The sequence below is a fragment of the Amycolatopsis sp. lyj-346 genome (assembly GCF_046548975.1).
In the GTDB taxonomy this organism is placed as follows: domain Bacteria; phylum Actinomycetota; class Actinomycetes; order Mycobacteriales; family Pseudonocardiaceae; genus Amycolatopsis.
On the sequence record NZ_JAJPWT010000001.1, the window covers coordinates 1433975 to 1459601 of the forward strand.

The 25627-nt window shown below is 70.9% G+C and carries 29 protein-coding genes; 17 read left to right on the forward strand and 12 right to left on the reverse strand.

What is annotated here, in order from left to right; all coding sequences use genetic code 11:
* Positions 1-82: 82 nt before the first annotated feature.
* The gene (locus ACLJQE_RS07090) at positions 83-1018 is read right to left on the reverse strand and encodes a GNAT family N-acetyltransferase (protein ID WP_410638185.1); all 936 of its coding nucleotides are present in this window, start codon (positions 1016-1018) and stop codon (positions 83-85) included.
* Between the two features lie 60 nt (positions 1019-1078).
* Here ACLJQE_RS07090 and ACLJQE_RS07095 point away from each other — a divergent pair, with 60 nt between their 5' ends.
* Complete coding sequence (locus ACLJQE_RS07095; protein WP_410638186.1) at positions 1079-1651, forward strand: cadmium resistance transporter; 573 nt, start codon at positions 1079-1081, stop codon at positions 1649-1651.
* Between the two features lie 110 nt (positions 1652-1761).
* Positions 1762-2454, forward strand: coding sequence for a M15 family metallopeptidase (locus ACLJQE_RS07100; RefSeq protein WP_410638188.1), 693 nt, complete (start codon positions 1762-1764; stop codon positions 2452-2454).
* A gap of 54 nt (positions 2455-2508) precedes the next feature.
* On the opposite strand, the gene ACLJQE_RS07105 is transcribed toward ACLJQE_RS07100, so the two are convergent.
* Both ACLJQE_RS07105 and ACLJQE_RS07110 read right to left on the reverse strand, forming a co-directional pair.
* Positions 2509-3219, reverse strand: coding sequence for an ABC transporter permease (locus ACLJQE_RS07105; RefSeq protein WP_410638190.1), 711 nt, complete (start codon positions 3217-3219; stop codon positions 2509-2511).
* Positions 3216-3908 carry an ABC transporter permease gene (locus ACLJQE_RS07110; protein ID WP_410638191.1) on the reverse strand — a complete coding sequence of 231 codons (693 nt, stop codon included), beginning with the start codon at positions 3906-3908 and terminating at the stop codon, positions 3216-3218. Before ACLJQE_RS07110 ends, ACLJQE_RS07105 begins: the two co-directional genes overlap by 4 nt.
* Before the next feature lie 138 nt (positions 3909-4046).
* Between ACLJQE_RS07110 and ACLJQE_RS07115 the strand changes: the two genes are divergently transcribed.
* Positions 4047-4967, forward strand: coding sequence for an ABC transporter substrate-binding protein (locus ACLJQE_RS07115; RefSeq protein ID WP_410638192.1), 921 nt, complete (start codon positions 4047-4049; stop codon positions 4965-4967).
* Between the two features lie 48 nt (positions 4968-5015).
* Here ACLJQE_RS07115 and ACLJQE_RS07120 read toward each other — a convergent pair whose 3' ends face one another.
* Together ACLJQE_RS07120 and ACLJQE_RS07125 are read right to left on the reverse strand one after the other, a co-directional pair.
* A complete protein-coding gene (locus ACLJQE_RS07120) occupies positions 5016-5795 on the reverse strand; it encodes a class I SAM-dependent methyltransferase (protein WP_410638193.1) in 780 nt (259 codons plus the stop codon).
* 28 nt (positions 5796-5823) lie between these two features.
* Positions 5824-6294: a MarR family transcriptional regulator gene (locus ACLJQE_RS07125; protein ID WP_410638194.1), complete on the reverse strand. Its 471-nt coding sequence runs from the start codon at positions 6292-6294 to the stop codon at positions 5824-5826.
* A gap of 116 nt (positions 6295-6410) precedes the next feature.
* On the opposite strand from ACLJQE_RS07125, the gene ACLJQE_RS07130 reads away from it, so the two are divergent.
* Together ACLJQE_RS07130 and ACLJQE_RS07135 are read left to right on the forward strand one after the other, a co-directional pair.
* The gene (locus ACLJQE_RS07130) at positions 6411-6845 is read left to right on the forward strand and encodes an SRPBCC family protein (RefSeq protein WP_364245534.1); all 435 of its coding nucleotides are present in this window, start codon (positions 6411-6413) and stop codon (positions 6843-6845) included.
* A gap of 93 nt (positions 6846-6938) precedes the next feature.
* Positions 6939-7946 (forward strand): NADP-dependent oxidoreductase, encoded by a 1008-nt coding sequence (locus ACLJQE_RS07135; RefSeq protein WP_410638195.1) that lies wholly within the window; start codon positions 6939-6941, stop codon positions 7944-7946.
* 105 nt (positions 7947-8051) lie between these two features.
* Here ACLJQE_RS07135 and ACLJQE_RS07140 read toward each other — a convergent pair whose 3' ends face one another.
* Together ACLJQE_RS07140 and ACLJQE_RS07145 are read right to left on the reverse strand one after the other, a co-directional pair.
* Positions 8052-8681: a pyridoxamine 5'-phosphate oxidase family protein gene (locus ACLJQE_RS07140; protein ID WP_410638196.1), complete on the reverse strand. Its 630-nt coding sequence runs from the start codon at positions 8679-8681 to the stop codon at positions 8052-8054.
* 9 nt (positions 8682-8690) lie between these two features.
* On the reverse strand, positions 8691-9290 hold the full coding sequence (locus ACLJQE_RS07145; protein ID WP_410638197.1) for a TetR/AcrR family transcriptional regulator: 600 nt from the start codon (positions 9288-9290) through the stop codon (positions 8691-8693).
* A 102-nt stretch (positions 9291-9392) separates the two neighbouring features.
* Between ACLJQE_RS07145 and ACLJQE_RS07150 the strand changes: the two genes are divergently transcribed.
* On the forward strand, positions 9393-10442 hold the full coding sequence (locus tag ACLJQE_RS07150; RefSeq protein ID WP_410638198.1) for an NAD(P)-dependent alcohol dehydrogenase: 1050 nt from the start codon (positions 9393-9395) through the stop codon (positions 10440-10442).
* 21 nt (positions 10443-10463) lie between these two features.
* Here the strand turns inward: ACLJQE_RS07150 and purU are convergent, their stop codons facing one another.
* From purU to ACLJQE_RS07170, 4 genes are all read right to left on the reverse strand, one after another.
* Complete coding sequence (purU, locus tag ACLJQE_RS07155) at positions 10464-11339, reverse strand: formyltetrahydrofolate deformylase (RefSeq protein WP_410638200.1); 876 nt, start codon at positions 11337-11339, stop codon at positions 10464-10466.
* Positions 11340-11409: 70 nt separating this feature from the next.
* Positions 11410-12090, reverse strand: coding sequence for a DedA family protein (locus ACLJQE_RS07160; protein WP_410638202.1), 681 nt, complete (start codon positions 12088-12090; stop codon positions 11410-11412).
* A gap of 179 nt (positions 12091-12269) precedes the next feature.
* The gene (locus ACLJQE_RS07165) at positions 12270-13070 is read right to left on the reverse strand and encodes a class I SAM-dependent methyltransferase (RefSeq protein WP_410638203.1); all 801 of its coding nucleotides are present in this window, start codon (positions 13068-13070) and stop codon (positions 12270-12272) included.
* Positions 13049-13555: a DUF2505 domain-containing protein gene (locus tag ACLJQE_RS07170; protein ID WP_410638204.1), complete on the reverse strand. Its 507-nt coding sequence runs from the start codon at positions 13553-13555 to the stop codon at positions 13049-13051. Before ACLJQE_RS07170 ends, ACLJQE_RS07165 begins: the two co-directional genes overlap by 22 nt.
* Positions 13556-13579: 24 nt before the next feature.
* On the opposite strand from ACLJQE_RS07170, the gene ACLJQE_RS07175 reads away from it, so the two are divergent.
* The 7 genes from ACLJQE_RS07175 to ACLJQE_RS07205 all read left to right on the forward strand — a co-directional run bounded on the left by ACLJQE_RS07175 (position 13580) and on the right by ACLJQE_RS07205 (position 20746).
* Positions 13580-14635: a UDP-N-acetylmuramate dehydrogenase gene (locus tag ACLJQE_RS07175; protein ID WP_410638205.1), complete on the forward strand. Its 1056-nt coding sequence runs from the start codon at positions 13580-13582 to the stop codon at positions 14633-14635.
* Positions 14636-14794: 159 nt separating this feature from the next.
* Positions 14795-15973 carry a L,D-transpeptidase gene (locus tag ACLJQE_RS07180; protein ID WP_410638206.1) on the forward strand — a complete coding sequence of 393 codons (1179 nt, stop codon included), beginning with the start codon at positions 14795-14797 and terminating at the stop codon, positions 15971-15973.
* Positions 15974-15976: 3 nt separating this feature from the next.
* On the forward strand, positions 15977-16792 hold the full coding sequence (locus ACLJQE_RS07185) for an alpha/beta fold hydrolase (RefSeq protein WP_410638207.1): 816 nt from the start codon (positions 15977-15979) through the stop codon (positions 16790-16792).
* Between the two features lie 22 nt (positions 16793-16814).
* Positions 16815-18119, forward strand: coding sequence for a D-inositol-3-phosphate glycosyltransferase (mshA, locus tag ACLJQE_RS07190; protein ID WP_410638208.1), 1305 nt, complete (start codon positions 16815-16817; stop codon positions 18117-18119).
* The gene (locus ACLJQE_RS07195; protein ID WP_410638209.1) at positions 18116-18628 is read left to right on the forward strand and encodes a YbjN domain-containing protein; all 513 of its coding nucleotides are present in this window, start codon (positions 18116-18118) and stop codon (positions 18626-18628) included. The genes mshA and ACLJQE_RS07195 overlap by 4 nt, the downstream gene beginning before the upstream one ends.
* A 69-nt stretch (positions 18629-18697) precedes the next feature.
* Positions 18698-19576, forward strand: coding sequence for a DUF4349 domain-containing protein (locus ACLJQE_RS07200; protein ID WP_410638210.1), 879 nt, complete (start codon positions 18698-18700; stop codon positions 19574-19576).
* Positions 19577-19996: 420 nt separating this feature from the next.
* Positions 19997-20746, forward strand: a complete 750-nt coding sequence (locus ACLJQE_RS07205) for a phosphoglyceromutase (RefSeq protein ID WP_410638212.1) — start codon at positions 19997-19999, stop codon at positions 20744-20746.
* Positions 20747-20842: 96 nt separating this feature from the next.
* Here ACLJQE_RS07205 and ACLJQE_RS07210 read toward each other — a convergent pair whose 3' ends face one another.
* On the reverse strand, positions 20843-21481 hold the full coding sequence (locus ACLJQE_RS07210) for a DNA-binding response regulator (protein WP_410638213.1): 639 nt from the start codon (positions 21479-21481) through the stop codon (positions 20843-20845).
* A gap of 67 nt (positions 21482-21548) precedes the next feature.
* On the opposite strand from ACLJQE_RS07210, the gene ACLJQE_RS07215 reads away from it, so the two are divergent.
* The 4 genes from ACLJQE_RS07215 to ACLJQE_RS07230 all read left to right on the forward strand — a co-directional run bounded on the left by ACLJQE_RS07215 (position 21549) and on the right by ACLJQE_RS07230 (position 25588).
* Positions 21549-22418 (forward strand): oxidoreductase, encoded by an 870-nt coding sequence (locus ACLJQE_RS07215; protein WP_410638214.1) that lies wholly within the window; start codon positions 21549-21551, stop codon positions 22416-22418.
* 145 nt (positions 22419-22563) lie between these two features.
* Positions 22564-23805 (forward strand): sensor histidine kinase, encoded by a 1242-nt coding sequence (locus tag ACLJQE_RS07220; protein ID WP_410638216.1) that lies wholly within the window; start codon positions 22564-22566, stop codon positions 23803-23805.
* On the forward strand, positions 23802-24491 hold the full coding sequence (locus ACLJQE_RS07225; RefSeq protein ID WP_003062718.1) for a response regulator transcription factor: 690 nt from the start codon (positions 23802-23804) through the stop codon (positions 24489-24491). Before ACLJQE_RS07220 ends, ACLJQE_RS07225 begins: the two co-directional genes overlap by 4 nt.
* 113 nt (positions 24492-24604) lie before the next feature.
* Positions 24605-25588, forward strand: a complete 984-nt coding sequence (locus tag ACLJQE_RS07230; protein ID WP_410638217.1) for a hypothetical protein — start codon at positions 24605-24607, stop codon at positions 25586-25588.
* Positions 25589-25627 lie beyond the last annotated feature (39 nt).

Here is a 25627-nt window from a genome sequence, read left to right on the forward strand (position 1 = left end):
CCGGGTTGTCCACAGTCTTGCCCGGATGTGGACAACCGGCCGCCGGAGAGCCCCGAAACGGACAGCCGGCGCGGACGGGGAGCTACGTTCGTCGGTGAGCGCCCTCCGGGGACGCGGACCCCGGGAAAGGAGGGATACGACGGCGGGTCCGCGTGAAGGTGAGGGTGCGGGCATACGGGCGGAAGCCGAGATCGCGATACAACGGGAGGGCACCTGCGGACTTCGGATGATTGATCACCGGGTACACGACGGCTTCGCGAGCGCCGGCGTGGTGGGCCGCGTGCAGCGCGGCGAGGCACACCGCGCGGGCGAGCCCCGTGCGACGGAACTCCGGCAAGGTTCCGACGGGCTCCAGCTCGCCGACGGCATTGCGCTCGTCGAGCCAGATCAGGCACTGGGCGGCGAACCGGCCGTCGGGTGCCTCGACGACCCAGTCCAGCTCGGCCCGGTACGGCCAGGCGGCCGTGACGGTCCGGTAGCTCGGTTCCGTCACCCTCGACGGGTGCCAGACCGCGCGGTGCACGGCCACCCGGCGGGCCAGATCGCCGGGGCCGACCGGCCGGAGCGTGAACCCGGCGGGGACGACCGGCTCGGGCAGAGCCACGAGGAGGCGAGACAGATACGACTGGAAAACCGAACTCTCCTGCAGCGCGTAACCGCCACGCTCCAAAGCGGCGACGACATGCTTCTCGGCGTCGAGCACGGTGACAGCGAGCTCGGCCGCGGGGGCGGTGTCTTCGAACCAGGCGAGCACCTCGGCCGCGAGTCCGGGGCACGCGGGATCCACGAGCAGCGCCAGTTCACCGGGTAGCGAAATCCAGCCCCACGCGACGACTTCGCCGCCCGCTTCCCACAGCACGGTCGGCCACTCGGCTTCCCGGCCGCCGTGCTGGAACCGCTGCCACGCGAGATCCCCGACGTGCAGCGAACTCGCCTTCGACCAGATCCGCTGGGCCAGGCTCTGCATGGCGCGCAGGTCGGCCGGACCGGCGTAGCTGCGGCGCGTGACGGCGGGCATGGGCAGAATCGTCCTGTGCCGCACCGGTTTTCGCCAAGCGGTTTACCCGGGGAGGTGGGGGTGGACGCCGGACTGCTCGGTCGCGCGGCCGCGATGTTCGCGGTGACGAACGTCGACGACCTGGTGCTGCTCGCGGTGTTCTTCGGTCAGGCGGCCGGCCGCCGCGGCGAGCTCAAGGTCGTGGTGGGGCAGTTCCTCGGTTTCGCGGCGATCTTGGCCGTGTCGGTGGCGGGTGCGCTCGGAGCCGGGCTGCTGCCGGACGGCGCAGTCCGCTGGCTGGGCGTGCTGCCGGTGCTGCTGGGGCTGCGCGCGGCGTGGCAGGCGTGGCGGGCGCGGGACCAGGACGACGACGAGCCACCGACGGCGGCCGGCGTGCTCGGGATCGCGATGGTGTGCTTCGCCAACGGCGGCGACAACGTCGGCGTGTACGTGCCGGCGTTCGCCGCGACCGGGCCGGCGGGCCTGGTGGGCTTCGCGGTGGTGTTCCTGGCGGGCGTGGCGGTGTGGTGCGCCGCGGGGCGGTTCCTGGCGACCCGGCCGGGCGTTGCCCGCGTACTCGCCCGGTGGGGCCACGTGGTGCTGCCGGCCGTGCTGATCGCGTTGGGCGTGCTGATCCTGATCGGCGCGTTCTGACGGCTCGCTGAGCTGCGACCGGCGGAGTTCGCCGGTGTGGGCGAGGTTGCCCGGCTGTGGCGTATCCGACTTGGTCGCAGCCGGATGGCGGGGCAACGCGTGACGTGATCATGAATCTGAGAACCAGAGTCCTTGCCGTCATCACGCTCACGCTGTCCGCGGGCCTGGCCGTGGCCGCGCCGGCGACGGCGGCCACCGCGCCGCAGACCGTGGAACTCGCTGCGCCGGCCGGCAGCGGGCCGGCGCCCTACGTCGCCGTCATCAAGCCGGTCACCGCCGAGCGGCTCGGGAACAGCTGGCGCGCGGGGTGCCCCGTCGGGCCCGATCAGCTGCGGCTGATCACCCTGAGCTTCCTCGGCTTCGACGGTGCCGTGCACCGGGGCGAACTGATCGTCAACGCCGACCGGGCCACCGAGGTCGCGCGCGCCTTCGGTGACCTCTACTTCGGACGGTTCCCCATCGAGCGGATGGAGACCGTGGAGAAGTACGACTCCGACGACGACGCTTCGATGGCGGCGAACAACACCTCGGCGTTCAACTGCCGGGCGATCACCGGCGGCACCGCGTGGTCCAACCACTCCTTCGGCCGCGCGATCGACATCAACACCGTGCAGAACCCGTACATCTCCGGCAGCGGCACCGTCTACCCGCCCAACGGCGCGCCCTACGCCGACCGCACGCGCCACGCGCCCGGCATGATCCACGCCGGCGACATCTCCGAGCGGGCCTTCACCTCCCGCGGCTGGACCTGGGGCGGCTCGTGGGACACCCCGATCGACTACCAGCACTTCGAGAAGCCCTGACACCGACCGGAAACCATCGTCGCCGGCGGCTCGGCCGCCGCCGTGCGGGGCGGCCTAGTCTCGGCGGGCGTTCTGCAGCGCGAGGCCGCGGGGCGTCGCCGCGCGGGTGATCAACGCGAAGGCGCCGTCGCACAGGAGGGCCAGCACCACCGCGGCCAGGCCGCCGGCGAAGATCGCTCCGTAGCCCTGTGCTCCCACCGCGAAGCCGTCGACTATGTAGCGGCCGAGGCCGCCGCCGTCGTTGACGATGGCTCCGATGGCCACCGTCGCGATCAGCTGGAGGAACGCCACCCTGGCACCCGCCAGGATCACCGGGGACGCCAACGGCAGCTCGAGGCGCAGCATGATCTGCCACTCGCGGTAACCCGTTCCGCGGGCGGCGTCGATCGTGTCCTGCTCCAACGTCACGACGCCCGCGTACGTGTTCGTGAACAACGGGGGCATCGCCAGCGCGACCAGCGCCAGCAGCAACGGCCAGAACGTCGTGTCCAGCTCCCAATGACTGGCCAGGAACCAGAACAGGATGATCAGCCCGAAACTCGGGATCGCGCGGCCGATGTTCACCGCGCTGCTCGCGAGGAACGCGCCGCGGCGGTAGTGGGCCAGCCACAGCGCCACCGGGATCGTCAGCGCCGCCGCGATCAGCAGGGCCAGCAGGGAAAACCGGAGGTGCTCCAGCGTCCGGTACGGGACACCCGCGCGGTCGGTCCAGCTCCAGCGGTCCGGGTCCGAGAGCCACGCGTTCAGCTGGTCGAAGAAGCTCATCGCACCCTCCGGGTCCAGGGCGTCAGCAGCCGCTCGCCGAGCCACAGGACCAGGTCGACGGCCACCGCCAGGACCACCGACAACGCCATGCCGACGATGATCTCCGTCGAATTGGGCGTCGCGTTCTGGATGCCGTGGCGGATGAAGTAGCCGAGGCCGCCCAGGCCGAGCATCGACGTCACCGTGACCAGGCCGATCGTCGTCACCGCGGCGACACGCAGACCCGCCATCACCACCGGGAGCGCCAGCGGCAGCTCCACCTGCCACAGCATCCGGCGGCGGGTGAAGCCCATGCCGGTCGCCGCCTCACGGACCTCCTTGGGCACCTGGTCGATGCCGGTGACGATGTTGCGGACCAGGATGAGCAGCGTGTACGTCGCAAGGGGGATCACCGCCGTCGTGAACGTCAGCCCGAAGAACGGCCGCAGGACGGCGAACGCGCCCAGGCTGGGGATGACGTACAACGCACCCGTCGTGCTCAGGATGAACCCGTACGTGCGGCGGAAGCGCAGCGACACCAGCGCCAGTCCGACCGAGACCACCAGTCCGATGCCGAGCGCGGTGGCCGTCAGCGAGATGTGCTCGACGAGGCGCTGGACGATGGCGTCGGCGTTGCGGTCCACCCACTTCCACTGGAAGATCGGGGGCCCGCTGTCGGCGGCCAGCGGCGTCACCGTGGTCACGTGCACTGGCCGACCCTACCCCGATCGGACGATAAAATTCCGCGGACTGGGAATTCTGTGGACCTTCTCCCACGATGTGGATTGTTGTCGGGGGTCGAGACTAGGGTCCTTGCGTCTGTTCGAGTGACGAAGGAGTGGGGATTCGTGCGCTGGTTCCGGAACGCGTCCGTGGTGGCGGTGGCCGTCGCGGCGACGCTCGGTTTGGCCGCCTGCGGCGGCAGCGACAGTGGTGACAAGCCCGCCGCGCAGAGCAAGGGTGGCGCGCCGATCGTCGTCGCGTCCTTCAACTTCACCGACAGCCAGATCCTCGCCGAGATCTACGCGCAGGCGCTGGAGGCCAAGGGCTACCCGGTGACGCGCAAGCCGAACCTCGGGTCGCGGGAGCTGGTCTACCCGTCGCTGAAGTCCGGTGAGCTGCAGTTCATCCCGGAGTACCAGGGCGCGGCGATCACCACCGGCTTCGGCCAGGAGGCGGGCAAGACCGCGCAGGAGGAGCACGAGCAGCTGGCGAAGCTGTTCGAGCCCAGTGGTATCGGCCTGCTGAACTTCGCCGGCGCCGAGAACAAGAACACCTACATCATCAAGTCCGACCTGGCCAAGGAAAAGGGCATCGCGTCGATCAGCGACCTGAAGAAGCTCGACAAGGTCGTCATGGCGGGCCCGCCGGAGTGCGAAAAGCGCCTTCCGTGCTTCCTCGGCTTCAAGGACGTCTACAAGCTGACGAACACCACGTTCCAGACCATCCAGGAAGCCGGGCCGCGCGTCGAGCAGCTCAAGTCCGGGGCCGTCACGGTCATCCCGGTCGACTCGGTCAGCCCGCTGACCGGTGACCCGAAGTACACCGTCCTGAAGGACGACCTCAACATCGTGCCGACCGAGAACGTCGTGCCCGCGGTGAACAAGAAGGTGCTCGACGAGCGCGGTGCCGACTTCGCCAACGCCGTGAACGCGGTCAGCGCGAAGCTGACGACCGAGGTCATGCGGGACCTGAACAAGCGCGTCGACTCCGACGGCGAACGCGCCGAAGACGTCGCGAAGGACTGGCTGGGCCAGGCCGGCGTCTGACCCGGAACCGCAGGCCGCCCCACTCCGGGGCGGTCTGCGGCCGGGGAGTCAGGCGGTTCCGCGCACGACCCACGCGCGGGCGGAGAGCGGGATGGAGCCGTCCGGATTCGACGGCAGGCGGCTGCGCAGCAGCTCGCGGATCCGGGTCCGGCCGGCCTCCGGCAGTGTGGCCAGGTACGACGGCGCCGGACCCTGCGCGCCGAGGAACGGCTGCCAGTAGTCGTCGAAGTCCGCGAACACCGTCGGGATCCGGATTTCGCCGACGGACACCGCCGTGAAGCCCGCGTCCGTCCACAACCGGCCCAGCGGCTCCGGGCGGCACAGCGTGAACCGGCGCCCCTCGTCGAGATCCGCGACCGTCTCCGGGTCGAACTCGGCGGCCGCGTCCCAGAACCGGCGGATCAGCTCCATGCCCTCGGTCAGGTCCCACAGGTAGGCCGCGGCCGGCCCGCCCGGTGCGGTCACCCGTGCGATCTCGGCCGCCGCGCGGGCCGGGTCGGGGACGAAGTTCAGGACCAGGCCCGACACCACCACGTCGAACCGGGCATCCGGGAACGGCAGCGAGCGCGCGTCGGCGAGCGTGAAGGTCGCCCGCGGATCGGTCACGCCCGCGCGAGCCGTCTTGAGGAACCCCTCGGCCGGGTCGGCGCCGACGACTTCGGCCGGGTCGGCCGCCGTCAGCACCGCCGAGGTCAGCGCGCCCGTGCCGCAGCCGACGTCGAGCCAGCGCCGGCTGGCCGGGACGTCGAGCCGGCGGACGAACGTCTCCGCGATGCGACGGCTCCACCGCCCGATGTAGGCCTCGTAAGCGTCGCCTGACTGCCACATGCCCCGAGTACAGCACAGAAACCGCTGCTCAGCCGCCGGTGAGCGCTCCGGTCGCGTCCTGCCCCGCCGACGTCGCGCGGCGGAGGAACCCGGCGATCAGCGCCAGCTCGTCCTCGCTGTAGCCGGCGCAGAGCTCGTCCATCGCGGTGTTCATCCCCGCGTAGAGCCGGAACAGCTCTCCGTTGCGGCCGCGGACCGCGCGCACCGCGACCGAGCGCCGGTCGGCCGCGTCCGGGTCGCGTTCGCGGACGATCCAGCCGCCCTTCTGCAGCCGGTCGAGGATGCCGGTCAGCGTCGCCGGGTGCAGCCCGGCCCGGCGAGCGACCGCGCTCGGGCTGAGCGGGCCGTGCCGGGCGATCAGCTCGAGGCACTCCAGGTCGACGTCCTTGAGCGCCAGCTGGGCGCTGACCTGGTGGTTCAACAGCGCGAGCTGGTTGCGCAGCTCCCGCAGCGCGTCCTTGACCGCCACGGTCGACCGGCGGTGCGCTCCCGAACTCATATGACCCTCGTATCAGTTGGCTGGGGAGCAGCCTAACCGCCGAGAGGGCACTCGCCGGTGGTGCGCCGCGCGGTGACATCGTGGACTCTGATCTGTACGCCGGGAGAAGGAGAGAAATGGGAAAGGTCACGGCCACCGCGGAGCGCACCATCGATGCCCCGGCCGACAAGGTCCGCGCGCTCGTCGCCGACTACGCCGAGACGCGGCCGAAGCTGCTCACCGAGCACTACCGGGACTACCAGGTGACCGAAGGCGGCGTCGGTGCCGGGACCAAGGCCGGCTGGAAGCTGCAGGCGACCTCGAAGCGCGTCCGCGACGTCAAGGCGACGGTCACCGAGCCCCGGCCGGGGACGCTGGTCGAGACCGACGCGAACTCGAGCATGGTCACCACTTGGACGGTCACCGAGGCGGGTGAACGCAGTGTCGTGAAGATCGAGACCACGTGGGACGGTGCGGGTGGCATCGGCGGCTTCTTCGAGAAGACCTTCGCGCCCGGTGGGCTGAAGAAGATCTACGACGGCGTGCTTGAGAAGCTCGCCGAGATCGTGTGACGCCTCACAATCGGAATCTACGCCCCGGTTAGCTGGTTACATCGAGAGGAATCCGGGGCGTCTGCCCCGCTTCGAGATTTGAGGAGTTCGACGATGAGCACGGCGACCGAAATCCGGCTGGCTTCGCGGCCGGAAGGCGTTCCGACGCACGACAACTTCGAGATCGTCGACACCGAGGTGCCGACGGCGGGTGACGGCCAGATCCTGGTGCGCAACCTGGTCATGAGTGTCGACCCCGCGATGCGCGGCCGCATGAAGGACGTCAAGTCCTACGCGCCGCCGTTCCAGGTCGGCGAGGTCATGTCCGGCGGGGCGGTCGGCGAGGTCGTCGAGTCGAACGTCGACGACGTCAAGCCGGGTGACCACGTGCTGCACCAGGCCGGCTGGCGCACCCACGCCGTGCTCGACGCGGGCCGGTACGTCAAGGTCGACGCAGCTGCGGCGCCGCTGTCGACGTACCTCGGCGTGCTCGGCATGCCGGGCCTGACCGCGTACGCGGGCCTGCTGGAGTCGGCCGAGTTCAAGCCGGGTGACACGGTGTTCGTCTCGGGCGCGGCCGGCGCCGTCGGCTCGCTGGTCGGGCAGCTCGCGAAGCTGAAGGGCGCCAAGCGCGTCATCGGCTCGGCGGGTTCGGCGGAGAAGGTCCGCCACCTGATCGACGACCTCGGCTTCGACGCCGCGTTCAACTACAAGGACGGCCCGGTCGCCGCGCAGCTCCACGAAGCGGCGCCGGAGGGGATCGACGTCTACTTCGACAACGTCGGCGGCGAGCACCTCGAAGCGGCGATCGACGCGATCACCCTGCACGGCCGGATCGCCATCTGCGGGATGATCTCCCAGTACAACGCCACCGAGCCGACCCCGGCGCCGCGCAACCTCGCGCAGGTCATCGCCAAGCGGCTCACCATCCGCGGCCTGCTCGTGCTCGACCACTGGGGCCTGCAGCAGCAGTTCGTCAGTGAGGTCGCGCCGCTGGTGAACTCCGGCGAGATCAAGTACTCGGAGACCTTCGTCGACGGCATCCGGAACGCGCCCGAGGCGTTCCTCGGCCTGCTGTCGGGCGCCAACACCGGCAAGATGCTGGTCCGCATCGCGGACTGATCGGGCTCACTTTCCCTATGAAAGTGATCCGGAGAGGACCTCTCCGCCTCACTTTCATAGGGAAAGTTCCAGTCGTGTGCCGCGTCGAGGACGCACGGCACCCGATCAGTACTGCTCTTTCAGCGCCCGTTCGTTGAGGCGTGCGTCCAGTTCCGCCGCGGACACCGCGAGGGACATCTGGTCGCGCATGACCGTGCCCATCGACGGGAGGGTCGAGCGGTCCGGCCACGTTTCCGGCTTCCACAGCGACGAGCGCAGGAACGCCTTCGCGCAGTGCATGTACAGCTCTTCGACCTCGACGACCACCGCGAGCTTCGGCCGCTTGCCCTGCACCACCAGCGAATCGAAGAACGGTGCCTCCGACACCAGTGTCGCGCGGCCGTTGACCCGCAGCGTTTCGTTCATGCCCGGCACCAGGAACAACAGTCCCGCGTGCGGGTTGTCGACGATGTTGCGGAAGCTGTCGATCAGCTTGTTGCCCGGCCGGTCCGCCAGGACCAGCGTCTTGTCGTCGAGCACCAGCACCGATCCCGCCGGGTCGCCGCGGGGTGAAACGTCGCAGCTGCCGTCCGGGGCCGACGTGGCCAGCAGGACGAACGGCGAGTGCTCGATCAGCGTGCGGGCGTGCTCGTCGATCCGGTCGATGACCTTCTGCTGCGTCAGCTCGGCGACCTCGCCGATCACCGCCCGCAGGGCCTCGTGTGAATCGACGACTGTCCCCTGGATGATCCCCATGCCTTCAACCTAGCGGTCGCCACCGGCGATCCGGCCCGCGATCACGATCCGCGCGGCCTCTGTGGACTTTCGCACGACCAGGTCCACCGAGTAGCCGTGCTTCACGAAGACGCCGTCGAGGTGGAACGTGCCGTAGCCGTGGGCCTGGGTGAACAGCTGCTCCATCAGCTCCAGCGCCGTCGCCGGGTCCGGGGCGAGCGCCAGGCAGCGCAGGAGGAACTCGTCGGTCAGCCGCCGGGTCTGCTCGTGCAGGCCGACGTGGGCCGGGCCGTGCAGGCCGTCCGCGTAGAGGACGTTCATCCCGGCCCGCCGCTCGATCAGGTACCGCGTGTAGGCGCCCGCGGCCGCGGCCAGTGCGTCCGCCGGGTCGTCGTGCTCGGCGGCCGCCGCGGTGACGCGCTCTGCCAGCCGGCAGGCGATGTGACAGGCGACCTCGGCCAGCAGGGTCTCGCGGTCGGCGAAGTGCCGGTACGGCGCGCCCGGACTGACCTTCGCCCGCCGCGCGACCTCCGCCACCGAGAAGCCGGCGAGCCCCTGCTCGGCGATCAGGTCGAGCGAGACGCGCACGAGCTCGCCGCGGAGGTCGCCGTGGTGGTACTTCCCGCCCATGACCCGGATCACATCTCCCGTTCGAAATATGTAAGACCACTCTTACGTAGCTATGTAAGAGACCTCTTACGAGATCTACGGTACTTGAACTTGGAGGGTTCCATGAGCACGACCACGCACGCCATCGCCGCCCCGGCGCCGGGCGCGCCGCTGGCGCCGACCACGATCGAGCGCCGCGACCTGCGTCCCGACGACGTGCTGATCGACATCGCCTACGCCGGCATCTGCCACAGCGACATCCACCAGGCCAAGGAGGACTGGGGCCAAGCGATCTTCCCGATGGTCCCGGGCCACGAGATCGCCGGCGTGGTCGCCGCGGTCGGCTCGGACGTCACGAAGTACCAGGTCGGCGACCGCGTCGGCGTCGGCTGCATGGTCGACTCCTGCGGCGAGTGCGAATACTGCCTGGCCGGCACCGAGCAGTTCTGCGTCAAGGGCAACATCCAGACGTACAACGGCGTCGGCTTCGACGGCGAGAACACCTACGGCGGCTACAGCAACCAGATCGTCGTGAAGGACGCCTTCGTCTGCCGCATCCCCGAGGGCATCGACCTCGACGTCGCCGCGCCGCTGCTGTGCGCGGGCATCACCACCTACTCGCCGCTGCACCACTGGGGGGCCGGCCCCGGCAAGAAGGTCGCCGTGATCGGCCTCGGCGGGCTCGGGCACATGGGCGTGAAGATCGCCGCCGCGATGGGTGCCGAGGTGACCGTGCTGAGCCAGAGCCTCAAGAAGCAGGAGGACGGCCTGAAGCTCGGCGCTTCCGAGTACTACGCCACCAGCGACGAGGGGACGTTCGACGTCCTGCGCGGCAAGTTCGACATCATCCTCAACACCGTGTCGGCCAAGCTGCCGGTGGACGCCTACCTCGGCCTGCTGCGGGTCGGCGGCGCGATGGTCAACGTCGGCGCGCCCGGCGAGCCGCTGGCCTACAACGCCTTCTCGCTGCTCGGCGGCAACAAGGTGCTGGCCGGTTCGATGATCGGCGGCATCGCCGAGACCCAGGAAATGCTGGACTTCTGCGCGAAGCACGGCATCGGCGCGGAGATCGAGACGATCCCGGCCGACAAGGTCAACGAGGCCTACGAGCGCGTCCAGAACTCCGACGTGCGCTACCGGTTCGTCATCGACGCCAAGACCATCGGCGCCTGACCCCCGGGCACGGCAACCGCGTCAGAACACCACGGTGCGGTTGCCGTGCACCAGCACGCGGTTCTCCAGGTGCCACCGGAGGCCGCGGGCCAGCGTGACCTTCTCGATGTCCCGGCCCTTGCGGACCATGTCTTCCACCGAGTCGCCGTGGCCGACGCGGATGACGTCCTGTTCGATGATCGGGCCGGCGTCGAGGTCCGCCGTCACGTAGTGGCAGGTCGCACCGACCAGCTTCACCCCGCGCGTGTGCGCCTGGTGGTACGGCTTCGCGCCGATGAACGACGGCAGGAAGCTGTGGTGGATGTTGATCGCCCGCCCGGCCCACTCGCGGCACAGGTCCGCGGGCAGGATCTGCATGAACCGGGCCAGCACCACCGCGTGCGGGTCGTGCTCGTCGACCAGCTTGCGGACCTGCTCGAACGCCGCCGCCTTGTCGCCTGCCGGGAACGGCACGTGGTGGAACGGGATCCCGTGCGCGCGGGTGATGTCGGCCAGCGAGTCGTGGTTGCCGATCACCGCGGCGACGTCGACGTCGAGTTCTCCGGAGGCGACGCGGCCGAGCAGGTCGTACAGGCAGTGCCCGGCCTTGGAGACGAGGATCACCGCGCGGCGCCGCTCGCCGGTGTCGCTGACCCGCCAGTTCGACTCGGCGGACAGCTCCGCGGCCACCTCGCCGAAGCGGGCACGCAGCTCGTGGGCGTCGAAGGGCAGTGAGTCGGCCCGGACCACCTGGCGGGTGAAGAACCAGCCCGTGTCCGGGTCGGTGTGGTAGGCCGCCTCGACGATCCAGCCGCCGTGCTCGGCGAGGAACCCGGAGATCCGGGCGATGATGCCGGTGCGGTCGGGGCAGCCGAAGGTGATGACGTAGCGGTGTTCGGGAGCGGTCACGACGGGCATTCTCCCCGCGCTGGTCAGCGGGCCGGGAGCCGGGCGGGGTCCCCGGTGCCGGGAAGCCGTCCCGGACCGGTCACGGACAGTCCACTTCGGACAACTCGGGACCCGGGCCGGGCGCTTCGGCCCGGCCGCGTGGACGTCGATCGCTCCGCGCACGGGCCGACCGCAGCCGTCGCCCGGCCTCGATCGCGAAGACCAGGCCCAGGCCGAGGCCGAAGGACAGCAGCAGGCCCTTGACCGGCTCGTCCGCGAAGGCGGCTCCACCGGCGAAACCGATCAGCACGCTGTACACCGCCCAGATCGCCGCGCCGGCGGCGTCGAGCGGCACGAACCGGCGCAGCGGGTAGCCGAGGCTGCCGTTGGCGAGCGCGCTGGCGACCCGCCCGCCCGGCAGGTAGCGGGCCGCGATGATCAGCAGCCCGCCGTGGTGGCGCACCTGATCGCGCGCCCACGCGTAGCGACGGCGCCCGTCGGACCCGCGCTGCAGCCGGGCGATCACCCGCGGCCCGGCGGACCGGCCGACCGCGTACCCGAGGCAGTCGCCCGCCCAGGCGCCCCCGGCCGCGACCACGGCGAGCAGGACGAGCCCCGCCGGGTCGGGCCCGAGCAGGACGGCGACCGTGACGACCGTGGTCTCGCTGGGCATGAACGGCACCAGCGCGTCCAGCCCGGACACGGCGAAGACGAGCACCCACAGCCACGGCGAGCCGAGCGCGTCGCGCAGCAGCTCGGTGACCTGCCCCAGGAGTTCCACGGCTCAATGGTGATCACCACAGGTCACCGCCGGGTGACGCCGCGAGGGTGGCCGGGTGAACATGCGCCCCAAGGCCACCTTGGGTGCGTTGGACGCACCGAAGGCCACCTTGGGTGCGTTGGACGCACCGAAGGCCACCTTGGGTGCGTTGAGCGCACCGAAGGCCACATTGGGGCGCTTCAAGCGGGGGCGACTGCGGACCAGGGGACCGTCAGCTCGCCGAGGCGGATCCGGGACGGGGGGCCCAGTACCGGCCAGCCCCGGGCGGCCAGCAGCCGGATCGCCGCCAGCCAGCGGGAACGCACGCCGAAGGCCTGGTGCGGTGCCGCCGTGGCCCAGCAGGCGTCGAGGGTGGACAACAGCGAGTGGACCCGCTCGCCCGGCACGTTCCGGTGGATCAGCGCCTTCGGCAGCCGCTCGGCCACGGTCGACGGGCGGTCCAGCCCGGCCAGCCGCATCGACAACGTCAGGGAGACCGGCCCGGACCGGGCGACCAGTACCCACGCCGACAGCCGCCCGATCTCGTCGCACGTGCCCTCGACCAGCAGGCCATCGGCGGGCATCGAGTCCAGCATCAGGCCCCACGCGCCCGCGACCTCGTCCTCCGCGTACTGCCGGAGCACGTTGAACGCCCGCACCAGCACCGGCCGGGTGCCGGCCAGCTCGAACCCGCCGCGCCGGAAGTCCAGCAACGGCGGCGACGCGGCGGCCTGCGCCACCGCCACCCGCACCGGGTCCAGTTCCAGGCCCAGCACGCGGACGTCCGGGCGGACCCGGCGCAGCCACCGGGCCAGCTCGACCGTCGTCACCGGGGAAGCCCCGTACCCCAGGTCGACGACCAGCGGCGAGCCGGCCGAGCGCAGCAGCCGGGACGTGGCCGGTGCGGCCGCGATCCAGCGGTCGACCCGGCGCAGGCGGTTCGGGTTGGTCGTCCCGCGGGTCGGCGCGCCGACCGGGGTCAGGTTGCGTCGGTGAGCCACTTCGCGGCGAATTCGGCTTCGCGCTCCAGCAGCTTCGTGACCTGCTCGGCGATCACGCTCTCCAGCTTCCCGCCGAACAGCGGGATGCGGACGGTGACCTCGCCGCTGATCCGCAGCACGGTCTGGTCCTCGTTGGCCAGCAACGCGGTCCGGGCGACGATCTCGCCCGGGACGCCGCCGACCTCGACCGAGGCGTTGCCCTGGTGGCCGGTGCCGTCCTTGCTCACCCGCCAGGTCTGCGTGCGCGTCACCAGCAGGTCGCCCTTGTGCAGCGTCCGGACGGCCTGCGGCAGCTTGTCGGCGCTGATGCCCTGCCGCAGCTGGTACCGCAGGCCCGCGTCGGACACCTCGTACGCCAGCAGCGCCGCGTCGTGGCCGCCGAGCTCCTCCAGGCGCGCCCGCAGTGCCTCTTCGCCGGCGACGGCCGCGTACGTGGACGCGACGTCCGCGGCGAACACAGTGCGGTGCTCGATCCGGGATCCCATGAGCCGGACAGTACCGTCAGACGCGTGAACTCCGCCCGAACTCCCGCTCTCCCGAGGCTCGCCGCGTACACCACACTGCGTCTCGGCGGCCCGGCCCGCCACTTCGTCAGCGCTGTGACCAGCGAAGACCTCGTCGCGGCGGTTCGCGAGGCGGACGCGGCGGGCGAGCCGGTGCTGCTGCTCGGGGGCGGCTCCAACCTGGTGGTCGGCGACGCGGGGTTCGACGGCACGCTCGTCGAGGTGGCGAACACCGGCTGGCGGCGCGACGGCGACATCGTCGAGGTTCAGGCCGGCCAGAACTGGGACGCGTTCGTCGCCGCACTGGTCGAGGCCGGGCTGGGCGGGCTCGAATGCCTCTCCGGCATCCCCGGCAGCGTCGGGGCGACGCCGATCCAGAACGTCGGCGCGTACGGCTGCGAAGTCGCCGAGTCGATCGTCTCGGTGGAGCTCTACGACCGCGGAACGCGCGAATTGCGCACGCTGAAGGCCGACGAGCTCGGCTTCGCCTACCGCACCAGCGTCCTCAAGGGCACGGATACTGGCGTCGTCCTCTCCGTCCGCTTCGAGGTCCGCGAGGACGGCCTGTCCGCGCCCATCCGCTACGCCGAGCTGGCCCGCACGCTCGGCGTCGAGATCGGCGCCCGCGTCCCGGCCGCCGATGCGCGCGAAGCCGTCCTCAAGCTGCGTCGCGGCAAGGGCATGGTGCTCGACCCGGCCGACCACGACACGTGGAGCGCCGGCTCGTTCTTCACCAACCCGATCGTGCCGGACGCCGAGGCCGAAGCGGTCCTCGAGCGGATCACCGCGCTCGTCGGCTCGGCGGTGCCGCAGTACCCGGCCGACGGCGGCGTCAAGCTGTCCGCGGCCTGGCTGATCGAGCGGGCCGGCTTCGCCAAGGGGTACCCCGGTCCGGGGAACCGCGTTTCCCTGTCGACGAAACACACCCTGGCGCTGACGAACCGCGGCGACGCGACGACGGAGGACCTGCTCGCACTGGCCCGCGAGGTCCGCGACGGCGTCCAGGAGCGCTTCGGCGTCCGGTTGCACCCCGAACCGCTGCTGATCAACTGCGTGATTTGACCCGAACCGGGCAACCCGTACGTGTGTAAGGACGTCTTGTCGACAAAGAGGCGGCCCACCTGATCGGTTGGTCTTTTCCTTTCGGCGGGTAACGTCGAGCGGGTCACCAGCGCTAAGGGCGTGTGCCCGCTGGTCGGCGGGGGATTTCAGGAGGTTTCGGTGATCGAACGGCGTACGGTCTTCAAGGCTGCTCTGGCGGCTGGGGCCGCACTGGTCGCCGCCGCTTGTTCGAGTGAGAACGGCGGTACCGCGCTGCCCACCGGCGCGGCCGGTGCCGACGGCGAGGGCGGCGGGCAGCCCGTGGCGAAGATCACGGCCGAGCCCGCGGCCGACGCCAAGAACGTGCCGGTGCTCAAGCCCGCCGTGCTCAAGGTCGCCGACGGCAAGCTCACCGAGTGCAAGCTGAGCGCCGAGGGCGGCAAGGACGTCAAGGGCGACCTCTCGCCCGACGGTCTCACCTGGACCAGTTCCGAGCCGCTCGGCTACGGCAAGACCTACACCTACTCGGCCAAGGCCACCGGCTCCGACGGCAAGCCGGTCGACTTCAAGGGCAGCTTCACCACGATCGCCCCGGCCAAGCAGGTCCGCGCCACGCTCAACCCGGCCGACGACCAGACCGTCGGCGTGGCCATGCCGATCAGCGTCAAGTTCGCGTCGCCGGTGAAGAACCGCGCCGCGGTCGAAAAGGCCCTGTCCGTGAAGACGGACAAGGACGTCGAAGGCGCGTGGGGCTGGCTGTCCGACAGCCAGGTCGACTACCGGCCGAAGGAGTACTGGCCGCAGAACATCACCGTGAACGTCGAAGCGAAGCTGTACGGCGTCGACCTGGGCGGCGGCGCGTACGGCAAGGCCGACGTCACCACGAAGTTCAAGATCGGCCGCAACCAGGTCGTCAAGATCAACACGCCGGAACACCAGATGCACGTCTACCGCGGTGGCGCCAAGGCCAAGAGCTACCCCTGCGCGAACGGCCTGGACGGCGAGGTCGACCGCAACACCCCGAACGGCACCTACATCATCATGAGCAAGGAGCCGTCGGCGATCTTCGACAACGCCCGCTACGGCTACACGAACGTCAACAAGAAGTGGGCCTGCCGGTTCTCCAACCACGGCGAGTTCATCCACGAGAACCAGGACAACGCGGCCAACATCGGGAAGACCAACAACTCCCACGGCTGCGTCAACCTCCTCGAATCCGACGCCAAGGACTACTTCGACTCGGCGATCATCGGCGACCCGGTCGAGATCACCGGTTCGAAGCTGTCCCCGCCGATGAACTCGGACGTCAAGGACTGGAACTACAGCTGGGCGGCCTGGCAAGGGCTGGGTGCGAAGTAAGCCGTGCGCACCGAAGTCGTCGGGCACGGCGGGGTCCGGCTCGGCCTGCGGGTCGAGGGCACCGGAAACAGCAGGCCGATCGTGTTCGTGCACGGCTGGGCGCAGTCGGCCGGGTGCTGGGCCGCGCAGCTCGCCGACCCGGCCCTGACCGAACGGTTCCGCCTGGTCGCGGTGGACCTGCGGGGCCACGGCGCCTCCGACGTCCCGGTCACCGGGTATGACAACCCGCAGGTCTGGGCGGACGACCTCGCCGCGGTGCTCGACTTCGCCGGCCCGGACGCGATCGTCGTCGCCTGGTCCTACGGCGGCCTGGTGCTGACCGACCACATCCGCGTGCACGGCACCGCACGGCTGCGCGGGCTCGTGCTCGTCGGCGCCATCACCGAGATCGGCCGCGACCGGCCGGGCGGGCGCGTCGGCGCGCTGATGCGGGAGCACATGCGGGCGATGCTTTCGGACGATCCGGACATCGCGGTCCCGGCGCTCACCGCGTTCAGCCGTGAGATGACCGCGAGGCCGGTACCCGGCGCCCAGGCCCAGGCCCTGCTCGGCGCTTCTCTCAGCGTGCCGCCTTCGGTCCGCTCGGCCCTGTTCCACCGGGACATCGGCAGCGAAGAAGTGCTGGCCGGCATCGACAAACCCACCCTGGTGGTGCACGGTTCGCACGACCGCGTGATCGACTCCGCGGCGGCGAAGCACGCCATCGGGAAGATTCCGGGTGCCGTCGGACGTTGGTTCCTTGGCGGGGGGCATGCGCCCTTCGCCGAGTCCGCGGCCGAGTTCGACGCGGTGCTCCGGCAGTTCGCCGACGAATGCTGACGTACGCAGGAGACGTGACCAGGTGACCAGCAACCTCCGGAGGTTCCGGGCTGCGCCGCGCCGGATCGCGGTGCTATCCGTGCACACATCCCCGCTCGAGCAGCCCGGGACGGGCGACGCCGGCGGGATGAACGTCTACGTGAGCCAGACGGCGATCGAGATGGCCCGCCGCGGCGTCGAGGTCGAGGTCTTCACCCGCGCGACCGCGTCCGACCAGCCGCCGGTGGCCGAGCTGGCGCCCGGCGTGACCGTGCGGCACGTGCAGGCCGGCCCGTTCGAGCCGCTGGGCCGCGACGAGCTGCCCGCCCAGCTGTGCGCGTTCACCTCCGGCGTGCTGCGGACCGAGGCCTTCCACGAGCCCGGCTACTACGACCTCATCCACTCCCACTACTGGCTGTCGGGCCAGGTCGGCTGGCTCGCCCGCGACCGGTGGTCCGTGCCGCTCGTGCACACCGCGCACACGCTGGCGAAGGTGAAGAACGCCGCGCTCGCCGAAGGGGACAAACCCGAGCCGCGCACCCGCGTGATCGGCGAGGAGCAGGTGGTCGCCGAGGCCGACCGGCTGGTCGCCAACACCGCGGTCGAGGCGCGCCAGCTCATCGAGCTCTACGACGCCGAACCGGACGCGGTGCACGCCGTGCCGCCGGGTGTCGACCTCGAACGCTTCACCCCCGGGCCGAAGCAGGCCGCGCGTGACGAGCTGGGCTTGGCGCCCGACGACGTCGTGCTGGCCTTCGCGGGCCGGATCCAGCCGCTGAAGGCGCCGGACGTGCTGCTGCACGCCGCGGCCGCGATGCTGCGGCGCCGTCCCGAGCTGGCCGCCCGGCTGGTCGTGCTGATCGTCGGCGGGCCGTCGGGGACCGGGCTGGAGCAGCCGCAGGCCCTGCGCGAGCTGGCCGGTTCGCTCGGCATCGAGGCGCAGGTCCGGTTCCTGCCGCCGCAGCCGGGCGAACGCCTCGCCCGCGTCTTCCGCGCCGCCGACGTCGTCGCGGTGCCCAGCTACAACGAGTCGTTCGGCCTGGTCGCCCTCGAGGCCCAGGCCTGCGGGACGCCGGTGGTCGCGGCCGAGGTCGGCGGGCTGCCGGTGGCGGTGCCGCACGGCGTCTCCGGGCTGCTGGTGCCCGGGCACGGCGCCGACGAGTGGGCGGACGCGCTGGCCGCGGTCGCGCTGCGCCCGGACCGGCGAGCCGAACTGGGCGCCAACGCCGTCCTGCACGCGCGCCGGTTCTCCTGGCGCCGGACGACGGACGCGCTCCTGGACATTTATGCTCAGGCCACCAGCGCGTTCTCCCACGCGCTGGACCTGCGCACGGAGGTGGCGGTGTGAGCCTGGACGAGCTGATCCGGTCTACTTTGGACTCGGCAGAGCTGAAGTACGACCGGCGCGGTCCCGGCAGGTACTTCGTCACGTTGCCGGGCACCAAGAAGCTGCAGACCAACGCGTGGCTGGTCGACGGCGACCACGCGTTCTCCGTGGAAGCCTTCGTCTGCCGCCGCCCCGACGAGTCCCATGAGGACGTTTACCGGTTCCTGCTGCAGCGCAACGCGAAGCTCTACGGTGTTCACTACACAGTGGACAGTCTCGGCGACATCTACCTGGTCGGCCGGTTCGGCAAGGAGACGATGTCCGCCGACGAGCTCGACAAGGTGCTCGGCCAGGTGCTGGAGGCGGCCGACGGCGACTTCAACACGCTGCTCGAAATCGGCTTCGCGACGTCGATCAAGCGCGAGTGGGACTGGCGCGTCTCCCGCGGTGAATCCCTGGCCAACCTCCAGGCGTTCAAGCACCTCGTCGCGCCGGAGAAGCCGCACGAACCGGGCTTGACCGAGTCGTGACCCTGGCCGTGCAACGGTCCTGAACCGGACATCCGTCCCCTCGCCAGGCAAACTGGAGGGAGACGCAGGATGCGGACTCGTTGGAGAGCCGGGCTCGCGGTCGTGGGCGTGGCGTTCGTGCTGGCCGGCTGCTCGGCAGCCCAGGAAAAGTCGGCCTCCACGGCGGACAGCGCCGGTGCCGGGCCGGTGCCGGCCGCGCCGCCGCAGCAGGGCAGCGGCAAGACCCAGCCGGAGAAGGGGAAGGTGGCCCCGCCGCAGCCGGGTGCCACCGATCGCAAGCTTTCGCGCAGTGCCCGGCTGGAACTGACCGCGCCCAAGGTGGCCGACGTCGTCGCGCAGGCCCGCGGGATCGCGCAGGGCGCCGGCGGCTACACCGGCCAGGAGAGCACCGGCGAGGAGCTGGCGACGCTCAGCCTCGCGGTGCCCGCGGACCGGCTCGACGGCGTGCTCGACCAGCTTTCGCACCTGGGCAGCCGCCTGGTGAAGCGGGAGCTGACCACTCAGGACGTGACCGAGCAGGTCGTCGACGTCGAAGCGCGGCTGGCGACGCAGCGGGCGTCCGTCGAGCGGATCCGCGCGTTGCTGGCGAGGGCGACTTCGGTGTCCGAGATCGCGTCGGTCGAGAGCGAGCTGACGAGCCGCGAGGCGACCCTCGAATCGCTCCAGCAGCAGCGGAACTCCCTGGCCGGCAGCGTCGCGATGGCGACCGTGGCGATGACCATCCGCAACGTCGCCACGCCGCCGCCGCCGTCCGAAGACCGCAGCGGGTTCCTCGGCGGGCTGGCCGCCGGCTGGGACGCGTTCCTCGTGTTCGGCGGCGGCCTGCTGACCGTGCTGGGCGCGCTCGCGCCGTTCCTGCTGTTCCTCGTGCCGCTGGGCTGGGTCGGCTGGTGGCTGTACCGCCGCCGTCGTCCGGCGGTGCCGTCGCCGGAACCGGGCGAGAGCTGAGCGGAACAGGCGGGACGGCTCGAGGGAGGGGGAGTCGCGATCTCGAGCCGCCCCGCTGAAGTTCCCGCCGATCAGGACCCGGTGACGAGGGGGGTGCCAACGGGGCCGGCGGGCCGCGGCTCGGCAGGGGGGAGACGAGCCGCGGTCAACGCCCGAATCCGGCCGGGGAGTGCGTGGAATCCGGCCGCTCGGGACGTAGTCAACCTGTCAGATCCCGGCGGGTAATCACAAGGCTACTGGCTAGCCCGTTCGAGTGAATTTTTGAAAGTTAGATAACGGTGTGCAGTCTGCGGCTGGTTTTTTGCGCGTTGTTGGCAGGCGGACTTGTCGAAGAGTGAGGTGTTACTGCGGAGTAACACACTCTGGGTAGGACGGAGGTCACCGGCCGGTTGCGTGGCGCGTTCTGGCAGGCTGTGGTGCATGGCCGAGATTGGGACGTTGGTGCTGCTGCGGCACGGGCAGAGCACGTGGAACGCGGAAAACCTGTTCACCGGCTGGGTGGACGTACCGCTTTCGGAACTGGGTGAGGGTGAAGCCCGCCAGGGCGGTCAGCTGCTGGCCGGCGCCGGGCTGCTCCCGGACGTGGTGCACACCTCGCTGCTGCGCCGCGCGATCTCCACCGCGAACATCGCGCTGGACGCCGCCGACCGGCACTGGATCCCGGTGAAGCGCGACTGGCGCCTCAACGAGCGCCACTACGGCGCGCTGCAGGGCAAGAACAAGAAGCAGACCCTCGACGAGTTCGGCGAAGAGCAGTTCATGCTCTGGCGCCGGTCCTACGACACCCCGCCGCCGGCGATCGACCCGAAGGACGAGTGGAGCCAGGCGGGCGACGCCCGTTACGCCGACCTCGGCGACCGGGCCCCGCTGACCGAGTGCCTGAAGGACGTCGTCGAGCGGCTGCTGCCGTACTGGGAGTCCGAGATCGTGCCGGACCTGCGCGCGGGCAAGACGGTGCTGGTCGCCGCGCACGGCAACTCGCTGCGCGCACTGGTCAAGCACCTCGACGGCATCTCCGACGCGGACATCGCGGGCCTGAACATCCCGACGGGCATCCCGCTGCGCTACGACCTCACGGAGGACCTGCAGCCGCTGAAGCCGGGCGGCGAGTACCTCGACCCGGCCGCGGCCAAGGAAGCCGCGGCCGCGGTGGCGAACCAGGGTCGCTGAGCTCCAGCCGTTGAGTTCTGGTCGCCGAAGGCCACGTTGCGAGACTGCGGTCCCGCGGCGTGGCCTTCGCGGTTTTCCGGGGCACCGCAGCCGGCGTCACAGCAGCCCGGCCTCGCGGGCCCGGGCACCGGCCTGGAACCGCGAAGACGCGCCCAGCAGCTCCATCAGCTCCGCCACCCGGCGCCGGTAGGTGCGCAGGCCGACGCCGAGGGCACGGGCCGCCGTCTCGTCCTTGCAGCCCGAGGCCAGCTGCTCCAGGATCTCCCGCGCGCCCAGCTCGGTGAACCGCGCCTGGTACGACTCCAGGTCCGTCGAGCCGTGCCAGACCGCCTCGAACAGCGATTGGATGCCCTGGACCAGATCCGGGTTGCTGATCACCGTGTAGCCGCGGACCCCGCCGACCTGGTCGCCCGCCACGATCGCGATGCGGCGGTCGAGCAGGATCGTCTCGTTGACCTCGCGCTCGGTGATCCGGATCCGGGCGCCGTGCCCGGCCATGAACCGCAGGTGCTCCGCCAGCGCGGGGTCGAACAGCACGCCGGGCAGGTACACCTTGCGCACGGTCATCCCGCGCACCGCCTGCGCGCGCTCGGGCGCGCTCGGGTGCGCCACCGACCACGTGTGCAGGTCGCGGGCCGCGCAGGAAATCTCGGTCGCGAGCGCGAAGAGGTGCGCCGTCCGCTCGAACAGCTCGGCCTCGCCGCGCACCATGACGACGTCAGTCACCTTCTCCACGCATTCCAGTGTGGCAGCAAACTGCCAAACCCGGTGGTCACGTCCGCTCCGCCGGAAGCCTGGAGCCATGACCACGAACACGCTCCCCGCCGCCGCGGCGGGCACCTGGAAGCTCGGCTCCTTCGAAGTCAACCGCCTCGGGTACGGCGCGATGCGCCTGATGTCCACTTCGGACGGCGGCATCCGCGCCCGCGAGACGTCGCTCGCCGTGCTGCGCCGCGCCGTCGAGCTGGGCGTGAACCACATCGACACCGCCGAGTTCTACTTCGCCGGCCCGCGCTCGGCGAACGAACTGATCAACAGCGCGCTGGCGCCGTACGACGACCTGGTCATCACCACCAAGGTCGGCCCCGGCCGCGACTTCGAGGGCACCTTCTACACCGCCCGGCCGGAGCAGCTGCGCGCCCAGGTCGAACAGAACCTGCGCGAGCTGGGTCTGGACCACCTCGACGTCGTCAACTACCGGATCGGCCAGGCCCTCGACCGCGGCACCGGCTCACTCGCCGACGGCTTCGGCGCGCTCGCCGAACTGCGCGAAGCCGGGCTGATCCGCGAGCTGGGCATCTCCAACGTCGGCCCGGAGCACCTCACCGAGGCCCTCGAGATCGCGCCCGTCGTCTGCGTCCAGAACCAGTACGGCCTCACCGCCCGCCGCGAGGACGACGAACTCGTCCGGATGTGCGCCGAGCGCGGGATCGCCTTCGTGCCGTTCTTCGCCATGGCCAGCGGCTCGGCGGAGGAGACGCGGGTCGCCGAGGTCGCGCGCCGCCACGACGTCACCCCGGCGCAGGTGCGGCTCGCCTGGACCCTCCACCAAGGACCGCACGTGCTCGCCATCCCCGGCACCGGCGACGTCGCCCACCTCGAGCAGAACGTCGCCGCGGCGGGACTGGAGCTCACCGGGGACGATCTGGCGACCCTCGACGGGAACGGGTGAATCCGCCGGAATGTCTCGCCGGGGAATCGATCGGGTGAACGCCGCCTGAAGCCACGGCGAACATGTCCTCCGCAGGTGTCGCGGTGCTCACGACAAGGCGGACAACGCTAGGCCGAAGGGCCACTTCTCAGCTTACGATCGGCCCGTGACCACGCCTGTTTCACTCGCACTGGCCATCGGCGCACTGGTGGCCGGTGCGGTGGCCGGCTACTTCCTGGCGCGGGCCCGCACCCGCCGGGAAGAAGCCCGGCCACCGGGCCCGACCGTCGCGGAGCTCCTCGAACGGCTGGTCCGCTCCTCCAACAACGGCATCGTCGTGCTCAACCGCTTCGGCGACATGGTGCTGCACAACCCGCGTGCCTACGAGCTGGGCCTGGTCCGGGTCAACCAGGCCGACCCGCGGGCCCGCAAGGCCGCCGAGCAGGTCACCGAGACCGACGAGCCGCTGGAAATCGACCTCTCGCCGCTCGAAGCGCGCGGCCGCCAGCCGGAGGCGGTGCTCGGCCAGGTCCGGCCGCTCGGCGACGGCTTCACCGTCGTCGAGGCCGTCGACCACTCCGAGGCCATCCGGCTGGAGGCCGTGCGGCGCGACTTCGTCGCCAACGTCAGCCACGAGCTCAAGACCCCGGTCGGCGCGATCGCGCTGCTCACCGAGGCCGTGCTCGACGCCGCCGAGGACGTCGAGGAGGTCCGCCGCTTCGGCGGCAAGATCCTGCGCGAGTCCACCCGGCTCGGCCAGCTCGTCACCGAGCTGATCGCGCTGTCCCGGCTGCAGGGCGCCGAACGGCTGCCCGACCTCAACGTCGTCGAGGTCGACGCGGTCGTCCGCGAGGCGCTCGGCCGCACCACGCTGTCGGCCGAGTCCGCCGACATCAGCATCACCACGGACAACCCCAGCGGCCTGCTCATCGAGGGCGACCGCACGCTGCTGGTCACCGCGCTGTCGAACCTGCTGGAGAACGCCGTCGCGTACTCGCCGGCCGGCAGCCCGGTGTCGATCTCCCGGCGGCTCGCCGACGGGATGGTCGAGATCGCCGTCACCGACCGCGGCATCGGCATCGCCGAGGACGAGCAGCAGCGCGTGTTCGAGCGCTTCTACCGCGCCGACAAGGCCCGGTCCCGCGCCACCGGCGGCACCGGGCTGGGCCTGGCGATCGTCAAGCACGTCGCGGCCAACCACGGCGGCTCGGTCGGGCTGTGGAGCCGCCCCGGCACCGGCTCGACGTTCACCCTGCGCATCCCCGCGCACGTCAGCCCCGAACCGGCCCCCGAGCCGGCCCGGGCGGCCAAGACCTCGCCGGCACCGCGGCAGGAGAAGACCCCCGAGCGCACCCCGAGGCTCGTGGTTACCGGGCAGGACAGCCCAGATCATGGAGGAAACCTGTGACCAGGGTTCTCATCGTCGAGGACGAGGAGTCGTTCGCCGACCCCCTCGCCTTCCTGCTGCGCAAGGAAGGGTTCACCGCGGCCGTGGCCGGCACCGGCCAGGCGGCGCTGGAGGAGTTCGACCGCAACGGCGCCGACATCGTGCTGCTCGACCTCATGCTGCCCGGGATGAGCGGCACCGACGTCTGCAAGCAGCTGCGCCAGCGCTCCGCGGTGCCGGTCATCATGGTGACCGCGCGCGACAGCGAGATCGACAAGGTCGTGGGCCTGGAGCTGGGCGCGGACGACTACGTCACCAAGCCGTACTCGGCCCGCGAGCTCATCGCCAGGGTCCGCGCGGTGCTGCGCCGCGGCGGCGAGCCCGGCTCCGAAGGCGAGCTGGCCCCGCTGGTCCTTTCGGCAGGCCCGGTCCGGATGGACGTCGAGCGGCACGTCGTGACCGTCGACGGCGCCGAGGTGTCGCTCCCGCTCAAGGAGTTCGACCTGCTCGAGTACCTGCTCCGCAACGTCGGCCGGGTGCTGACGCGCGGGCAGCTGATCGACCGGGTGTGGGGCGCGGACTACGTCGGTGACACGAAGACGCTCGACGTCCACGTGAAGCGGCTGCGCTCGAAGATCGAACCGGACCCGGGCTCCCCGCGTCACCTGGTGACCGTCCGCGGCCTCGGCTACAAGTTCGAAACGTAAGCCCGCTTCGGTGCGGTATCGCCCGCGGTGGAGGCGCGCCGGGGCGGTACCGCACCGAGTGTTGTTGGTTACATGTTCGAGACCTGAGGCTGGGGCCGGTACCCTGGACCCCCGTGCGCCTAGGGGTACTCGACGTCGGTTCCAACACCGTCCACCTGCTCGTGGTCGACGCCCATCGTGGCGCCCACCCGACGCCGATGCATTCCGAAAAGTCGGTGCTGCGGCTGGCCGAACAGATCACCCCTGGTGGCGAGCTCACCAAGGCCGGCGCGGACGACCTGGTGACCGCGGTCGAATCCGCGAAGGAGTCCGCCGCGCGGCTCGGCTGCGAAGAGCTGATGGCGTTCGCCACGTCCGCGGTCCGCGAAGCGAAGAACTCCGCCAAGGTGCTGGCCCGCGTGGCCGACAAGACCGGCGTCGACCTGCAGGTCCTTTCGGGCACCGACGAAGCGAGGCTGACGTTCCTCGCCGTCCGCCGCTGGTACGGCTGGTCGGCCGGGCAGCTGCTGGTGCTCGACATCGGCGGCGGCTCCCTGGAGGTCGCGATGGGCCGCGACGAGGCGCCGGTGCTGGCCGAATCGCTGCCACTGGGCGCCGGCCGCACCACGCGGACCCGCTTCCGGCACGACCCGCCGACGCGCTCCGAGCTCGTCGCGACGTCGGCTTGGCTGGACGACCAGCTCACTGACCTCGCGCGCAAGGTCACCAAATGGGGTGAACCCGACCGGGTCGTGGCGACGTCGAAGACGTTCCGCTCCCTGGCCCGGCTGACCGGCGCCGCCCCCTCGGCCGCGGGCCCCCGCGTCCGACGTACGCTCACGGACACCGCATTGCGCCAGCTCCTGGCCTTCATCTCGCGCATGCCGTCGGCCGATCTCGCGCAGCTCGAGGGCGTCAGTTCGAGCCGGTCGCACCAGCTGGTGGCGGGTGCGCTCGTCGCGCAGGCGACGATGCGGGCGCTCGGTGTGCCGGAACTCGAGATCTGCCCGTGGGCTCTGCGAGAGGGCGTCATCCTGCGGCGGCTGGACCATTCGAACGGCGCGGATGAGACTGGAGCCGCCCCCGTGGGGCGCTTCGGCGCACAGGAGGACCGGTGAAAGCACGCGGCTGGACTTCCCGCACGGATAACGGGCACG

Bases quoted from the DNA above. Each gene is read 5' to 3' on its own strand.
- ACLJQE_RS07145 (WP_410638197.1), bottom strand. From the start codon at position 9,290: ATGGGCGGGAAGTACCACCACGGCGACCTCCGCGGCGAGCTCGTGCGC.
- ACLJQE_RS07215 (WP_410638214.1), top strand. From the start codon at position 21,549: ATGACCACGAACACGCTCCCCGCCGCCGCGGCGGGCACCTGGAAGCTC.
- purU (WP_410638200.1), bottom strand. From the start codon at position 11,339: ATGCCCGTCGTGACCGCTCCCGAACACCGCTACGTCATCACCTTCGGC.
- ACLJQE_RS07120 (WP_410638193.1), bottom strand. From the start codon at position 5,795: ATGTGGCAGTCAGGCGACGCTTACGAGGCCTACATCGGGCGGTGGAGC.
- ACLJQE_RS07150 (WP_410638198.1), top strand. From the start codon at position 9,393: ATGAGCACGACCACGCACGCCATCGCCGCCCCGGCGCCGGGCGCGCCG.
- ACLJQE_RS07200 (WP_410638210.1), top strand. From the start codon at position 18,698: ATGCGGACTCGTTGGAGAGCCGGGCTCGCGGTCGTGGGCGTGGCGTTC.
- ACLJQE_RS07170 (WP_410638204.1), bottom strand. From the start codon at position 13,555: ATGGGATCCCGGATCGAGCACCGCACTGTGTTCGCCGCGGACGTCGCG.
- ACLJQE_RS07130 (WP_364245534.1), top strand. From the start codon at position 6,411: ATGGGAAAGGTCACGGCCACCGCGGAGCGCACCATCGATGCCCCGGCC.
- ACLJQE_RS07125 (WP_410638194.1), bottom strand. From the start codon at position 6,294: ATGAGTTCGGGAGCGCACCGCCGGTCGACCGTGGCGGTCAAGGACGCG.
- ACLJQE_RS07100 (WP_410638188.1), top strand. From the start codon at position 1,762: ATGAATCTGAGAACCAGAGTCCTTGCCGTCATCACGCTCACGCTGTCC.
- ACLJQE_RS07090 (WP_410638185.1), bottom strand. From the start codon at position 1,018: ATGCCCGCCGTCACGCGCCGCAGCTACGCCGGTCCGGCCGACCTGCGC.
- ACLJQE_RS07140 (WP_410638196.1), bottom strand. From the start codon at position 8,681: ATGGGGATCATCCAGGGGACAGTCGTCGATTCACACGAGGCCCTGCGG.
- ACLJQE_RS07135 (WP_410638195.1), top strand. From the start codon at position 6,939: ATGAGCACGGCGACCGAAATCCGGCTGGCTTCGCGGCCGGAAGGCGTT.
- ACLJQE_RS07205 (WP_410638212.1), top strand. From the start codon at position 19,997: ATGGCCGAGATTGGGACGTTGGTGCTGCTGCGGCACGGGCAGAGCACG.
- ACLJQE_RS07105 (WP_410638190.1), bottom strand. From the start codon at position 3,219: ATGAGCTTCTTCGACCAGCTGAACGCGTGGCTCTCGGACCCGGACCGC.